Raw genomic sequence first — 13,807 nt, 5'->3', positions numbered from 1 at the left:
CTAACCACCTGCACGCTACCTTCCGTTAACCATACTCGGAGGGGGCCGCATGGTCGCACGCGCCTATACCGTGGCGTTCGAAGGGGTCGAGGCGCGGACCGTCGAGGTGCAATGCGCCCTGTCACCCGGCGTGCCCGCCTTTTCCATCGTCGGCCTGCCGGACAAGGCGGTGAGCGAGGCGCGCGACCGGGTGCGCGCGGCGCTGTCCGCCATGGCCATCGCCCTGCCTGCCCGCAAAATCACCGTGAACCTATCGCCCGCCGACCTGCCCAAGGAAGGCTCGCATTTCGACCTGCCCATCGCGCTCGCGCTGCTGGCGGCCATCGGCGTGATCCCGGAGGAGGACGTGGCGCAGGCGGTGGCGCTTGGCGAGTTGTCCCTCGACGGTTCGCTCGTTCCCGTGATCGGCGCCCTGCCCGCCGCGATGGCTGCCGCCGAAGACGACCGTGCGCTGGTCTGTCCGCAGGCCTGCGGCGCCGAGGCGGCCTGGGTCGGGGCGGCGCATGTGATCGCGGCGGGATCACTTGCCGCCGTCATCCAGCACTTCACCGGGCAATCCCCGCTCCCCCCGGCCGATCCGGGCGAAGTGCGCGATGACGCGGCGCTGCGCGATCTGGCCGACGTGAAAGGGCAGGAACGCGCCAAACGGGCGCTGGAGATCGCGGCGGCCGGGCGGCACCATCTGCTGATGACGGGGCCGCCGGGATCGGGCAAGTCGATGCTCGCCGCGCGACTGCCGTCGATCCTGCCGCCGCTGACCCCCGCCGAGGCGCTCGAAACCTCGATGATCCATTCGCTCGCCGGGCTGATCGACGAGGGCGGAATTTCCCGGTCGCGCCCGTTTCGCGACCCGCATCATACGGCGTCCATGGCCTCTATCGTCGGCGGCGGGCGTGGCGCGAAACCGGGGGAAATCTCGCTTGCCCATAACGGCGTCCTGTTCCTCGACGAACTGCCGGAATTCGCGCGGCCAGTGCTGGAAACCCTGCGCCAGCCGGTCGAAACCGGCGAAGTGGTCGTCGCCCGCGCCAACGCCCATGTCCGCTATCCCTGCCGCTTCATGCTGGTGGCGGCCGCCAATCCGTGCCGCTGCGGCCACCTGACCGACGCGTCCCGCGCCTGTGCCAAGGCTCCGGCCTGTGGCGAGGACTACCTCGGGCGCATTTCGGGTCCGCTGCTCGACCGCTTCGACCTGCGGATCGAGGTGCCACCTGTGGAAATCGGCGACCTCGACCTTGCACCCTCGGGCGACACCTCGGCCTCGGTCGCGGCCCGGGTGCAAAAGGCGCGCGACATCCAGACGGCGCGCTTCGACGGGCAGCCGCGCACGCGCACGAACGCCGATGCCGAAGGCAACCTGCTGACCGAGATCGCGACACCGGAGGGCGAGGCGCGCGACCTGCTGCTCAAGGCCGCCGACCGGTTCGGCCTGTCGGCGCGCGGCTATCACCGGGTGTTGCGGGTCGCGCGCACCATCGCCGATCTCGCGGAGGCCGAGACGATCCGAAAACCGCATGTGGCCGAGGCGTTGTCCTATCGGCTCCCCGGAAACTTGCTCGCCTGACGGATCAGGCGAGGCAGCGTTTCACGAAATCCGCGACGCCGGTGAGCGCATCACGCGCCTCCGGCACCCAGCCGTCGAAGATCTGAAACACATGCGGCGCACGCGGCCAGGTCTGCACCACGACCTCACCACCGGCATCCCGGAGCACCTGCGCAAGCCGCACCCCGTCGTCGCGCAACAGCTCGTTCTCGGCATACTGGATCAGCACGGGCGGTGGCGCGGTGTAGGTGGCGAACAGCGGCGAGGCATAGGGGTCGGCCGGATCGTGTTTGCCGAGATACCAGTCCACCAACTCGTCGCGCCGTTCGGCGGGCAACATGCACTCGGTCGCCGCATTGTCGGCGATGGAGGCCCCCGAGAAGGTAAAATCGGCAATCGGCGACAAGGCCACGACCCCGGCGGGGCATGCGCCCTCGGCACAGAGGTCGGCAAGCAGGCCGAAAATCAGGTTGGCCCCCGCGCTGTCCCCGGCAAGGATCACGTCGCGGGGTCGATACCCTTTGGCGATCACCGCCTCCCAGGCCGCGCGGATATCTTCGCGACCTGCCGGAAACGGGTCGGTCGGGGCCAGTCGATAGCGTGGCGCGAAGACCTCGACCCCCGTCAGCCACGCGAGGCGCGCGCACATCGCGGCATGGGTCCGGGGGGAGCCGGATATGAACCCGCCACCGTGGACATAGAGGATGAGTTTGCCGGGTCTGGGCGGATGCGAACCGGGTCGCGCCGAAATCCACAGCCCGCCGGACCCGGCGTCGCTGTCTCGATACAGCGCGTAAGGCGGCGCGCGGAACCAGCGGCGGGCGGCCCGTTCGAGAAGCTTCCGGTTCGCCTCGGGGGATCGGGCGCGCGCGAGAAGGGGCCTCACCGTCCGTCGCGACAGGAACGACAGGAGGGTGAGACGGACACTCACGCCCGGCGCGCCTCGATCGCCTCCCAGATCTTCGCGGTGATGTTCACGCCGTCGAAGCGTTCCAGTTCCTGAATGCCGGTGGGCGAGGTCACGTTGATTTCGGTCAGCCAGTCGCCGATGACGTCGATCCCGACAAAAATCTGGCCTTTCTCTTTCAGAAGCGGGCCGATCTTGGCGCAGATTTCGCGGTCGCGGTCGGTGAGTTCGACCTTCTCGGGGCGGCCGCCGACATGCATGTTCGACCGGGTTTCACCCTCGGCCGGGACACGATTGATCGCGCCGACCGGCACGCCATCGACCAGGATCACGCGCTTGTCGCCCTTGGACACCGCAGGGAGGAATTTCTGCGCGATCAGAGGCTCACGGTTGATGCCGGAGAAAAGCTCGTGAAGGCTCGACAGGTTCCGGTCGTTGGGGTCCAGCCGGAACACCCCCGCGCCACCGTTGCCGTAAAGCGGCTTGAGGATGATGTCGCCATGTTCGTGCTTGAACGCCTTGAGATCGGCGAGCGAGCGGGCGATCATCGTGGGCGGCGTCAGTTCGGGAAACTTCAGCACCAGCAGTTTTTCCGGGTAGTTGCGCACCCAGAACGGGTCGTTCACCACCAGCGTGTCCGGGTGGATCAGGTCGAGGATATGGGTCGTCGTGATGTAACCCATGTCGAAAGGCGGGTCCTGGCGCAGCCAGACCACATCGAATTCGGAAAGATCGACGGTCGTCTGTTCGCCCTTGGTGACGTGATGTCCCACTTCGCGCCGGAGTTCGATGGGCCATCCGGTCGCCAGAACCCGGCCTTCGCGAAAGACCAGACGATCCGGCGTGTAGTAGAACAATTCATGCCCGCGCGCCTGCGCTTCCTCGGCGATCCGAAAGGTCGAGTCCGCGTTGATGTCGACCGCTTCGATCGGGTCCATCTGGAAGGCGACTTTGAGGGCCATGTCTCACTCCGGGCTGTTTGTCATTACATGGCCCAGCCACCGGGCAAGCACAATGCCTCGTCACATGGTGATGTTGCGATAGCGCGCCATGCGCCCGGTCGCGTCGACCATGGCGAGATCGAAGCGCATGTCCATCAGCATCCCACCCGGCACCGAGCCCAGGAACTCGCAGGCCGACTGACAGATCCGCGCCAATTGCGCCTGTGAAAGCCGCTGTGCGGCCCGCGCAAGGTCGCGCGTCTTCTTGACCTCGACGAACACGAACCCGTCGCGGTCGCGCAGCACGAGGTCGATCTCGCCACCCGATCCGCGCCAGCGCCGCGCGACGGTTTCATACCCCTCGCGTTCATACCCCAGCACGACGGAGTCTTCGGCAGCCATCCCGGCAAGATAGGAAACGCGTCCCGTCATTCTCAATCCTTCTCCAGTTCCAGCGCGGCCTGATACACCTTGCGCCGGGGCAAACCATAGGCTTCGGCAACGGTCGCTGCCGCGTCCTTCAGGCTCATCTCGGACATGGCCCTACGCAAGGCCGCATCCATCGTTTCCTCGGCGACTTCGTCACGACCGCGGTCGAGGACGACAACGATTTCCCCTTTCAAGGTGCGCTCCGCGACGGCATCGCGCAGTTCACCCAGCGTGCCGCGCAGGGTTTCCTCGAACTTCTTGGTCAATTCTCGGCACACCGCCGCCTGACGCGCCTCGCCCGCAATCTCGCACAAGTCCCCTAACAATTCCCTAATGCGCTTCGGGCTTTCGAACAGGACCACCGTTGCCGGAACCCGCACGAGGTCCGAGAGCCACGTCTTGCGCGCCCCGGACGATGAGGGGGCGAAGCCCGCGAAGAGGTATCGGTCGGTGGGCAGGCCGGATAGCGACAGGGCGACGGGTACCGCCGAGGCGCCGGGCGCGGTCGTGACGAGGTGTCCTGCCGCCGCCGCCTCGCGCGCCAGCGCGTATCCGGGGTCGGCTATGAGCGGCGTGCCCGCCTCGCTCACGTAGGCGACGGACTTGCCCTGCCCCAGAAGCTTGACGATCCCGGCGCGACCGTCCGGCCCCGAATGGTCGTGATACGGGATAAGCGGGCGCCCGCCCACGGCGACGCCGTGAATGTCGAGCAGTTTGCGCGCCGTGCGCGTGTCCTCGGCCGCGATCACGTCGGCGGCGGCCAGAATATCCAATGCCCTGAGGGTGATATCGCGCGCGTTCCCGATCGGGGTCGCGACAAGATACAGGCCAGGGGCGAGCGTTCCGTGCTCCGGTTTCAAGGGTGGACCTGCCTTTCCTGTCGTTTATGATGGGGCCGGATTGCCCGGGTGACCTCGACGCCCGCAGGATCGGACACGATCGCACGAAATAAGCGGGAGAAGGATACCCCCCATGTTTGCTGTTTTGGACCGCGCCCGCAAGCTGTCGGCCCTCACGGTCGCACTTGTCGCGACCCTCATTCTGTCGGCCTGTGGGGCCACCATGTCGAATTCCGGCGGGCCGCGAATCGACACGTCGCAACCCGTTCCGGTGGCCTTGCTGGTCCCCGGCGGGTCCGCCAATGCGACCGACAATGCGCTTGCCTCGTCGCTCGAGAATGCCGCGCGCCTCGCAATGAGCGAGTTGGACGGTGTCACCATCGACCTGCGCGTCTACAACACCGCAGGCAACGCGGGCACGGCGTCGAGCCAGGCGCAAGCCGCCATCGCGGACGGCGCCAAGGTGATCCTCGGGCCGGTCTACGCGGAAAACGCGGCCGCCGCCGGCGTCGCCGCTGCGGCACGCGGCGTGAACGTGCTGGCCTTTTCCAACAACCCGAGCGTCGCGGGCGGCAACGTCTTCATCCTCGGCAACACGTTCGAGAACACCGCCAAGCGCATGGTGAGCTATGCCGCGCGCCAGAACCGCGGGAACATCATGGTCGTCTATGGCCAGAGCCCGGCGGAAAACCTCGCCCGTGACGCGATCCTTCAGGCCATCGCGTCCACGCCCGGCGCCAGCCAGGCCGGCACCGCAGGGTTCGAGTTGAGCCAGAACGGCGTCGTGCAGGCGATCCCGGCGATCTCGTCGCAGGTCAAATCCTCCGGCGCGACCTCGGTCTTCCTGACTTCGGGCACCGACGGGGCCCTGCCGTTCGCAAGCTCGCTTCTGCGCGAAAACGGGGTGAACCCGCCCGCCGTTCAGTTCATGGGGATGCAGCGTTGGGACATTCCCGCCACCGCGCTGACGCTGTCGGGCGTTCAGGGTGGCTGGTTCGCGCTGCCGGACCCCGATCTTTCGGGCCGCTTCACCCAGCGGTATCAGGCCGCTTACGGCGCCCAGCCGCACCCGATCGCGGGTCTCGCCTATGACGGGATCGCCGCCATCGGCGCTCTCGTGAAGGCCGGCAAGGCCGATGCCCTGTCCGGCTCGGCCCTGACGCAGAGCCAGGGCTTCGTCGGTGTGAACGGCGTGTTCCGGCTGCGCGGCGACGGCACCAACGAACGCGGTCTCGCCATCGCTCAGATCCAGAATCAGCAAGTGGTCGTGATCGACCCCGCTCCGAAAAGCTTCTCCGGTGCCGGATTCTGATCTGCTCGAAGCGGTCAACGACGCTCCAGACGGGCTGATCGCCCCCGCAAACGACATCTTCGACCGCGTCGCGGTCGAAGCCGAGATCGAGCGGGCGGCGGACGAAGCGCCCGATGCGGCGGCCATTCGCAAGGCGACGGTCGCCGCGCTCAATGCCGCACAAACTCACGGTCGCAACCTCATCAAGGCGCAGTTCCTCGCCAAACCGCGCGCCGCGCGCGAGGCGGTGCAAAGCTACGCCTGGCTGACCGACTGCCTCGTGCAGACCGTGTTCCGTGTGGCCGTGAAGCGCCTGCACCCCCAGCCGAACCCGACCGCGTCGCAGAAGATGGCCGTTCTGGCCGTCGGCGGTTACGGGCGGTTTGAGATGGCGCCCTATTCCGACGTCGATCTGCTGTTCCTGACGCCCTACAAGATCACCGGATGGGCCGAGAGCGTGATCGAGTCGATGCTCTACATGCTGTGGGACCTGCATCTGAAGGTCGGGCACAGCTCCCGCACGATCAAGGACTGCCTCCGCCTTGGCAAAGAGGATTTCACGATCCGCACCGCCATGCTCGAGGTGCGTTATGTCGACGGTGACTTCGACCTCGCTCAGGAGTTGGCGGCCCGGCTTTTCGACGATCTGTTCGACGGGACGGCGCCGGAGTTCATCGAGGCCAAGCTGGAAGAGCGCACGCAGCGGCACAAGAAACAGGGCGGCCAACGGTATGTCGTCGAGCCGAACGTGAAAGAGGGCAAAGGGGGGCTGCGCGACCTTCAGACGCTGATCTGGGTCGCGAAATACCTGCACCGTGTCGTGCGCGCCCGTGAACTGCGCGACGTGGGCATGTTCACGGACGAGGAATACGCGAATTTCGCCGAGGCCAACAATTTCCTCTGGGCCGTGCGTTGTCACCTGCATCTGATCGCGGGCCGCGCGATGGACCAATTGACCTTCGACCTGCAACTCGAGGTGGCCGAGCGGATGGGCTATGTCGACAAGGGCGGGCGGCAGGCCGTCGAACATTTCATGCAGGACTATTTCCTGCACGCCACGCAGGTGGGGGAACTGACCCGCATTTTCCTGACCGGGCTGGAAAACGAGCACCTCAAGAAAGAGCCGATGCTGGTCGGCCTGTTCAAGCGGCGCAAGAAGGTCAAGCCCGGCTACAAGATCGAGAACGGGCGGCTGACGTTCGAGGATGAGGCGGCCTTTCTCTCGGACAAGCTGAACCTGCTCAGAATTTTCGAGGAAGGGTTGCGGACCGGCGTTCTCATTCACCCCGACGCGATGCGCGTCGTGACGGCGCATCTGGATCTGATCGACGACGACATGCGCGACGACCGCGAGGCATCGCGCATCTTCCTCGACCTGCTGCTCAAACACGGGAACCCGGAGCGTGCGTTGCGACGCATGAACGAGCTGGGCGTACTGTCGGCCTTCGTGCCCGAGTTCGAGCCCATCGTCGCGATGATGCAGTTCAACATGTATCACAGCTACACCGTGGACGAGCACACCATTCAGGTCATTTCGGCGCTGGCCGAGATCGAACGGGGCGAACGACTTGAGGAATTGCCCTATGCCTCGCGCATCCTGAAAGAGGGCGTGAACCGCAAGGTGCTGTATGTCGCGCTTTTCTGCCATGACATCGGCAAGGGCCGGGAAGAAGATCATTCGATCCTCGGCGCCCGGATCGCGCGCAAGGTGGCGACGCGGCTGGGGCTGACCAAGCCCGAGGTCGAGACGGTGGAATGGCTGGTGCGCTATCACCTGCTCATGTCCGACGTGGCCCAGAAACGTGACCTGTCGGACCCGCGCACGATCCGGGGCTTCGCCAAGGCCGTGTCGAACAAGAAACGGCTGGACCTCTTGCTTGTCCTGACCGCCTGCGACATCCGCGGCGTCGGTCCGGGCACGTGGAACAACTGGAAGGCCGCGCTCCTGCGTGATCTCTATCGCCAGACCGCTCAGGCGCTGGACGAGGGCATCGAGGCGCTGAACACCACGGCGCGCACCAACGAGGCCAAGAAGGCCCTGCGCGAGGCGCTGGCGGACTGGGAGCGCAAGGATCTGCGGGTCGAGACCGGGCGCCACTACGACACCTATTGGCAGGGTCTGGGCAATGCCGAGCACGTCGTGTTCGCCAACTTGCTGAACGGGCTGGGCGCGGATGAAATCCGCATCGGGCTGACGCAGGACCATGACCGGGATGCGACCCGCGCGGCCTTCGTGCTGGCCGACCACCCCGGCATCTTCTCGCGCCTCGCGGGCGCGCTGGCGCTGGTGGGCGCGAACGTGGTGGATGCGCGGACCTATACGACGAAAGACGGCTGGGCGACGGCGGTGTTCTGGGTGCAGGACCATGACGGCCACCCGTTCGAGGACATCAAGCTCAAGCGGCTCGAGGACATGATCCACAAGACGTTGTCGGGCAAGGTGATCGCCCGCGACGCGATGAAGTCGCGCGACAAGATGAAGAAGCGCGAAAAGGCGTTCACGGTCCCGACCAACATCACCTTCGACAACGACGGGTCCGACATCTACACGATGATCGAGGTCGATACCCGCGACCGCCCCGGCCTGCTTTACGACCTGACGCGCACGCTGGCCGACAACCACGTCTATATCGCGAGCGCGGTCATCGCGACCTATGGCGAACAGGTCGTGGATACGTTCTACGTCAAGGATATGTTCGGCCTTAAATTCTTCTCGGATGCGAAGATGAAATCCCTTGAGAAAAAACTGCGAGAAGCCATCGTCAAGGGCGCCGAGAGGGCCGACCAGTAATGGCGTCCATCCGGCTTCTGCGCGGGTTCCTGACGGTGGGCGGCTGGACGGCGGCGAGCCGCGTTCTGGGCTTCGTCCGTGACGTCGCCATCGCCGGTGCGCTGGGGGCCGGCCCCATGGCCGAGGCGTTCTTCATCGCCTTTTCCCTGCCCAACATGTTCCGCCGGTTCTTCGCCGAAGGTGCCTTCAACACCGCCTTCATCCCGATGTTCTCGAAAAAGGTCGAGGCAGGCGAAGGCGCGATGGAATTCGCACGCGACGCGCTGACGGGTCTGGCGACGATCCTCTTGGTCCTGACGGTGATCGCGCAGATCTTCATGCCCGCGCTGGTGCTGCTCATGGCCTCGGGCTTCGCCGAGGATGAACGGCTGCCTCTGGCGACGATGTATGGGCGGATCGCGTTCCCCTACATCTTCTTCATATCGCTCGCGGCCCTGTTGTCGGGGCTGCTGAACGCCGTGGGGCGGTTCGCCGCCGCAGCCGCCGCGCCCCTGCTTTTGAACGTGACCTTCATCACCGCGATCATCGTCGCGTCCTATGCGGGCTACGACATCGGCCTGACGCTGTCCTGGGCCGTGCCGATCGCAGGTGTGGCTCAACTGGCGCTGGTCTGGTTCGCGGCGGCGCGCGCCGGATACCGCCTGTTCCCGCGCATTCCCAAAATGACGCCGGAGTTGAAACGGCTGGCGATCATCGCCGGCCCCGCCGCGCTCGCCCAAGGCGTCGTGCAAGTGAACCTGCTCGTCGGGCGTCAGGTTTCGTCTTTCTTCGACGGCGCGATTGCGTGGCTGAACTACGCGGATCGGCTGTATCAGCTTCCGCTCGGTATCGTCGGCATCGGGATCGGCGTCGTGCTGCTGCCCGAATTGTCGCGCCGTCTGCAAGCCGGGGACGAGGGGGCGAGCCGCTGGTCGCTGTCGCGCGCGGGCGAGATCGCGCTGCTCCTGACGATCCCTTCGGCGGTGGCGCTGGTGGTGATCCCCCTGCCCCTCGTGACGGTCCTGTTCGAGCGTGGGGCCTTCACCGCGGATGACAGCGCGAGCACGGCCTTCGCGGTGGCGGTCTATGGATTGGGCCTGCCCGCCTTCGTCCTGCAAAAAGTGCTTCAGCCCGTCTATTTCGCGCGAGGCAACACCAAGACCCCGTTCTACTTCGCGCTCGTGTCGCTGGTCGTGAACGCGGCTTTGGCCATCGGCCTCGCCCCCGTGATCGGCTACATCGCCGCCGCGATCGGGACGACGCTTGCTGGCTGGGCCATGACCATCGGCCTGTGGATCGGCACCGCCCGCATGGGTGAAAGCACGCGCTTCGACAAGCGGTTCTGGCGCAAGCTCTGGGGCATCCTCGCGGCCTCGGCCGTGATGGGCGCGGAACTTGCCGGGGCGGTCATCGTGCTCGGCCCGATGTTCGGCACGCCGGGGCTGAAGGTGCTCGCGCTTTTGATCCTGATCGCATCGGGCACGGTGACTTATTTTGTCGCCGGACGCCTGTTCGGTGCGGTGCGGCTTTCGGACCTGAAGGCGATGATGCGGCGCGGTTAGGCGCGGCGGCGGATGCGTTCCACGATCTTGTCCCACGAGCCGGGGAACAGCAGCGCGGCGAGGAAGAAGCCCGAGATGAACCCAGCCACCTCGGCCACCCATCCGGTGCCCGCCCCGAAGAACACGCCGAAGATGAACTGGATCGCGAGCAATGCGCCGATCAGAGCGAAAGCCTGTATCTGCCGCCCGCCGGTTTCGCCCAGCCGGGTGTACAAGATCAGGGTGAAAGCCCCGACCAGCGAATAGGCCCCAGGATAGCCGCCATAAAGCGGCACCCGCGTATCCCAGACGATGCCATAGACCAGCGCGCCAATAATGGACGCGCCCATGAAGATCACCAGCACTTTCCACTGACCCATGCGTTCGGCCACCATCTTGCCCAACGCGAGGATGAAGACGATGACGAACACCGCTTGGGTGAACGCGCCTTGCAGGAAGGGATAGGTCACGAAGCGCAGAAGGTATTGCAGGCGGATCGTCTGGTTTTCCCACATCCACGCCAGAAGCGGCTCGTAGAAGCCGTAATCCTCGATCATCGTCAGGCGCAGGCCGGTCGCCTCGGGCCCACCGACGAAGCCCGAACTGGTGGCCGCGAAGATCAGCTCGACGATCGCGATTGCGGCGGCCAGCGCGACCACCACCGGGGGCAGCGGATTCACGGGCCGGGTCGAATTGGGCTGGAACGTCATGTGCGGCTTCCTTGACGGGGTTGTCAGGCGTAGGTAAGCGAGCCGGGCAGAGAAATCCAGACGGAGTTCGCCATGTCGGACCAGACCTTTCCCCCGCGCGTGTTTTCCGGGATCAAGCCGTCGGGCGGCCTGACCCTCGGCAACTACCTGGGTGCGATCAAGCGCTGGGTCGAAATGCAGGAAGATCCGACCTATGAGACGATCTTCTGCGTCGTGGACATGCACGCCATCACCGTCTGGCAAGACCCGGCGGACCTGACCCGCGCGACCCGCGAAGTCGCGGCCTCGATGATCGCGAGCGGCATCGACCCGGAGCGGTCGGTCCTGTTCAATCAGGCGCGCGTTCCGGCCCATGTCGAGCTTGGGTGGCTGTTCTCCTGCGTCGCCCGCGTGGGCTGGATGAACCGGATGACCCAGTTCAAGGACAAGGCGGGCAAGAACGCCGAGAAGGTGTCGCTGGGGCTGTACGCCTATCCGGCGCTGATGGCCGCCGACATTCTGCTCTACCACGCGACGCACGTTCCGGTGGGCGAGGATCAGAAGCAGCACGTCGAGCTGACGCGGGATATTGCCGCCAAGTTCAACCACGACTACGGCGTGGATTTCTTTCCACTGACCGAGCCGGTCACGGAAGGCCCCGCGATGCGCGTGATGAACCTGCGCGACGGGTCGAAGAAAATGTCGAAGTCCGGCGAGAGCGACATGGAGCGGATCAACATGCTCGACGACGCCGACACGATATCGAAGAAGTTCAAGAAAGCGCGGACTGATCCGGAGGCTTTGCCCTCGGAAGTTGCAGGATTGAAAGATCGGCCCGAAGCCAAGAACCTCGTCGATATCTACGCGGGCCTGTCCGACACCACCGCCGAGGCCGTGCTGGCCGAGTTCGGCGGCGAAGGCTGGGGCAAGTTCAAACCGGCGCTGGCCGACCTTGCGGTCGCGAAGCTGGCCCCGGTGTCGGACGAGATGCGGCGGCTACTGGATGCGCCCGACGAGTTGGACGCGATCATGGCGCGCGGGGCCGAGCGGGCGTCGGCACTGGCCGAACCGATCCTCAAGAAGACCTACGAGATCATGGGGTTCGTGCGCTAAGGGTTTCGCGGCAGCAAGCTGCCGCGACCCATGCGGGGGCTCTGCCCCCGCACCCCCGAGGTTTTTTGAAACGAAGAAGAGGCGCGCGGGTCAGAGGCCCCAAAGAGCTTTCGCGCCCATCCAAAGGCCCATGCCCAGCATCATCACGTTCTCGGTGAGCGAGACGAAGCCCAGCGGCACGTTGGACGACCCGCCCACGCAGGCGCATTTGAGTTCGCGTTTCTCGACATAGACTGCCTTGATGACCGAAACCGCGCCGATCGCACCGATGAAGATGGCGACGGGGGCCGAGATGAATGTAAGCGCGCCCGCGACCATCAGGATGCCCGCCAGCGCCTCGCCGAACGGGTAGAGATAGCCGTAGCGCACCCAGCGTTTGGCGAGCAGGTCGTAGTTCAGGAACATGGTCGAGAAGCTTTCCACGTCCTGCAATTTCTGCACGGCGAGGAAGCACATCGAAATCGCGATGAACCATTCGAAGGCGCGCAGGGTGAGGATCGTCTCGAACGTGAACCAGCTCAGGCCCAGCGCCATGAGCGCCGCGACCGAGAAAATCGCGATCACGGGCTGGTAGCTGGTCTCGTCCTCGTCCTTCACGGGTTTGTCGAAGTATTCGCGAAGCTCGTCGTAGCCGCCGATCCGCTGGCCCCCGATCCAAGTCTGCGGCGTGGTCTCGACGCCGTGCTTTTCCATGAAGGCGTCGGTTTCTTCGCGGGTTTCAAGATAGTGGTCTTCGACCTCGTAGCCTTCGCGCTCCAGCAGGTCCTTGGATTTCAGGCCGAAGGGGCAGGTATGCTCCGGCATGACCATGCGATAGAGCGTCGCGGTTCTGGTCTTGGTGTCTTTGGGCATCGCGCCCTCCTTTCCGGCTTACCCGGCACAGGCGAACCAGCCGCGGTAGCCGGCGTTCAGCCCTGCGTGGAGTGTCAGTTTCATCGTGGCTTCGGTCAGATCCTCGCCCGCGCGTGCAGGGGTGTCGCCGCCCGGCGCGGTAAGCGCGACGGTCGCGCCTTCGGTCGTGAACCTGCCATCGCCGTCTTCGCGCAGAACGACGAGGTCGTCGCTGATCTTCAGAAGGGCCACGGGCCCATCTTCGCCCTCGCCCAAGGCGAGCGCGGGCGGACTGTCGGTGGTGAACGCGAAGGAACAATCGGCGCCCCCCGGCAGGCCCGCCGCAATGTCGGCTTCGGTCAGCGGCTGCGCGTCCAGCGTGCGGATCATCGGCGAGGCGAGCGCGTCGGACAGCGATACGACGTCGGCTTCGGGCGCGTTTTCAGCGCCGGTCGTGTCGCCATTGGCCGAAATATCGTCGATCAGGTAGCGCATCTCGGCAATCTCCTTGTTCTGGGCGTAGGAGATGTCATCCGCCAGCGACTGCACCCGTGGGTCAGAGAAATTCGCCCGGTTCGAGGTCATGATCGCGATGGAATGGTGCGGGATCATGGCACGCATGTAGGACAGATCGCCCACCGTGACCTGACTGCGCACGAGAAACAGCATGAGCGCGAAGACCACCACGGACCCCGCGAAGATCGCGGCGTTCGCGACCTTGCTCGGGTACATGCCCAACATGAACGCGAGCATGACGATGGCCATCGTGGCCCCCATCAGCACCGCCATGTAGGTGCGGGTTTCCGAGAAGAAAACGTGGCCGATCAGGTAGGTGTTCAGGTACATCAGCCCGAACATCACCACCGTCGATGTCGCGATCATCGCGAAAAAACGCCAGTATGACATTGGTTTA

General features: G+C 65.4%; 12 protein-coding genes. 5 read left to right on the top strand and 7 right to left on the bottom strand.

Annotated features, from left to right (window positions below; genetic code table 11):
• The first annotated feature begins 49 nt into the window (after nucleotides 1–49).
• A complete protein-coding gene (locus HOY44_RS14005; protein ID WP_287435433.1) occupies nucleotides 50–1,564 on the top strand; it encodes a YifB family Mg chelatase-like AAA ATPase in 1,515 nt (504 codons plus the stop codon).
• A 4-nt stretch (nucleotides 1,565–1,568) separates the two neighbouring features.
• On the opposite strand, the gene HOY44_RS14000 is transcribed toward HOY44_RS14005, so the two are convergent.
• The 4 genes from HOY44_RS14000 to rsmI are packed head-to-tail and all read right to left on the bottom strand — an operon-like array spanning nucleotide 1,569 to nucleotide 4,680.
• Nucleotides 1,569–2,429 (bottom strand): alpha/beta hydrolase, encoded by an 861-nt coding sequence (locus HOY44_RS14000; protein WP_287435431.1) that lies wholly within the window; start codon nucleotides 2,427–2,429, stop codon nucleotides 1,569–1,571.
• Nucleotides 2,430–2,470: 41 nt separating this feature from the next.
• Nucleotides 2,471–3,412, bottom strand: a complete 942-nt coding sequence (gene gshB, locus HOY44_RS13995) for a glutathione synthase (protein WP_287435429.1) — start codon at nucleotides 3,410–3,412, stop codon at nucleotides 2,471–2,473.
• Between the two features lie 60 nt (nucleotides 3,413–3,472).
• Nucleotides 3,473–3,823 (bottom strand): YraN family protein, encoded by a 351-nt coding sequence (locus HOY44_RS13990; RefSeq protein ID WP_287435427.1) that lies wholly within the window; start codon nucleotides 3,821–3,823, stop codon nucleotides 3,473–3,475.
• A gap of 2 nt (nucleotides 3,824–3,825) precedes the next feature.
• A complete protein-coding gene (rsmI, locus tag HOY44_RS13985) occupies nucleotides 3,826–4,680 on the bottom strand; it encodes a 16S rRNA (cytidine(1402)-2'-O)-methyltransferase (protein ID WP_287435425.1) in 855 nt (284 codons plus the stop codon).
• A gap of 112 nt (nucleotides 4,681–4,792) precedes the next feature.
• Between rsmI and HOY44_RS13980 the strand changes: the two genes are divergently transcribed.
• The 3 genes from HOY44_RS13980 to murJ are packed head-to-tail and all read left to right on the top strand — an operon-like array spanning nucleotide 4,793 to nucleotide 10,282.
• A complete protein-coding gene (locus HOY44_RS13980) occupies nucleotides 4,793–5,971 on the top strand; it encodes a penicillin-binding protein activator (protein ID WP_040884635.1) in 1,179 nt (392 codons plus the stop codon).
• Complete coding sequence (locus HOY44_RS13975) at nucleotides 5,958–8,741, top strand: [protein-PII] uridylyltransferase (RefSeq protein WP_008330686.1); 2,784 nt, start codon at nucleotides 5,958–5,960, stop codon at nucleotides 8,739–8,741. The genes HOY44_RS13980 and HOY44_RS13975 overlap by 14 nt, the downstream gene beginning before the upstream one ends.
• Nucleotides 8,741–10,282, top strand: a complete 1,542-nt coding sequence (gene murJ, locus HOY44_RS13970) for a murein biosynthesis integral membrane protein MurJ (protein WP_287435421.1) — start codon at nucleotides 8,741–8,743, stop codon at nucleotides 10,280–10,282. The genes HOY44_RS13975 and murJ overlap by 1 nt, the downstream gene beginning before the upstream one ends.
• On the opposite strand, the gene HOY44_RS13965 is transcribed toward murJ, so the two are convergent.
• A complete protein-coding gene (locus HOY44_RS13965; protein WP_138423634.1) occupies nucleotides 10,279–10,971 on the bottom strand; it encodes a rhomboid family intramembrane serine protease in 693 nt (230 codons plus the stop codon). The two genes, murJ and HOY44_RS13965, sit on opposite strands and share 4 nt — an antisense overlap.
• A 72-nt stretch (nucleotides 10,972–11,043) precedes the next feature.
• Between HOY44_RS13965 and trpS the strand changes: the two genes are divergently transcribed.
• Entirely contained in the window at nucleotides 11,044–12,063 is a 1,020-nt protein-coding gene (trpS, locus tag HOY44_RS13960; protein ID WP_008330689.1) for a tryptophan--tRNA ligase, read from the top strand.
• 90 nt (nucleotides 12,064–12,153) lie between these two features.
• Here the strand turns inward: trpS and HOY44_RS13955 are convergent, their stop codons facing one another.
• Nucleotides 12,154–12,915: a MauE/DoxX family redox-associated membrane protein gene (locus tag HOY44_RS13955; protein ID WP_287435418.1), complete on the bottom strand. Its 762-nt coding sequence runs from the start codon at nucleotides 12,913–12,915 to the stop codon at nucleotides 12,154–12,156.
• A gap of 18 nt (nucleotides 12,916–12,933) precedes the next feature.
• Nucleotides 12,934–13,800, bottom strand: coding sequence for a DUF305 domain-containing protein (locus HOY44_RS13950; protein WP_287435416.1), 867 nt, complete (start codon nucleotides 13,798–13,800; stop codon nucleotides 12,934–12,936).
• Between the last annotated feature and the right edge of the window lie 7 nt (nucleotides 13,801–13,807).

The sequence above is a fragment of the Maritimibacter sp. genome (genome assembly GCF_016774595.1).
Taxonomy (GTDB): domain Bacteria; phylum Pseudomonadota; class Alphaproteobacteria; order Rhodobacterales; family Rhodobacteraceae; genus Maritimibacter; species Maritimibacter alkaliphilus.
The sequence above is the reverse complement of the archived record's forward strand: the minus strand, read 5'-3'. Positions and strand labels throughout refer to the sequence as shown.

Bases quoted from the DNA above. Each gene is read 5' to 3' on its own strand.
- HOY44_RS14005 (WP_287435433.1), top strand. From the start codon at position 50: ATGGTCGCACGCGCCTATACCGTGGCGTTCGAAGGGGTCGAGGCGCGG.
- gshB (WP_287435429.1), bottom strand. From the start codon at position 3,412: ATGGCCCTCAAAGTCGCCTTCCAGATGGACCCGATCGAAGCGGTCGAC.
- HOY44_RS13990 (WP_287435427.1), bottom strand. From the start codon at position 3,823: ATGACGGGACGCGTTTCCTATCTTGCCGGGATGGCTGCCGAAGACTCC.
- HOY44_RS13980 (WP_040884635.1), top strand. From the start codon at position 4,793: ATGTTTGCTGTTTTGGACCGCGCCCGCAAGCTGTCGGCCCTCACGGTC.
- murJ (WP_287435421.1), top strand. From the start codon at position 8,741: ATGGCGTCCATCCGGCTTCTGCGCGGGTTCCTGACGGTGGGCGGCTGG.
- HOY44_RS13965 (WP_138423634.1), bottom strand. From the start codon at position 10,971: ATGACGTTCCAGCCCAATTCGACCCGGCCCGTGAATCCGCTGCCCCCG.
- trpS (WP_008330689.1), top strand. From the start codon at position 11,044: ATGTCGGACCAGACCTTTCCCCCGCGCGTGTTTTCCGGGATCAAGCCG.
- HOY44_RS13955 (WP_287435418.1), bottom strand. From the start codon at position 12,915: ATGCCCAAAGACACCAAGACCAGAACCGCGACGCTCTATCGCATGGTC.
- HOY44_RS13950 (WP_287435416.1), bottom strand. From the start codon at position 13,800: ATGTCATACTGGCGTTTTTTCGCGATGATCGCGACATCGACGGTGGTG.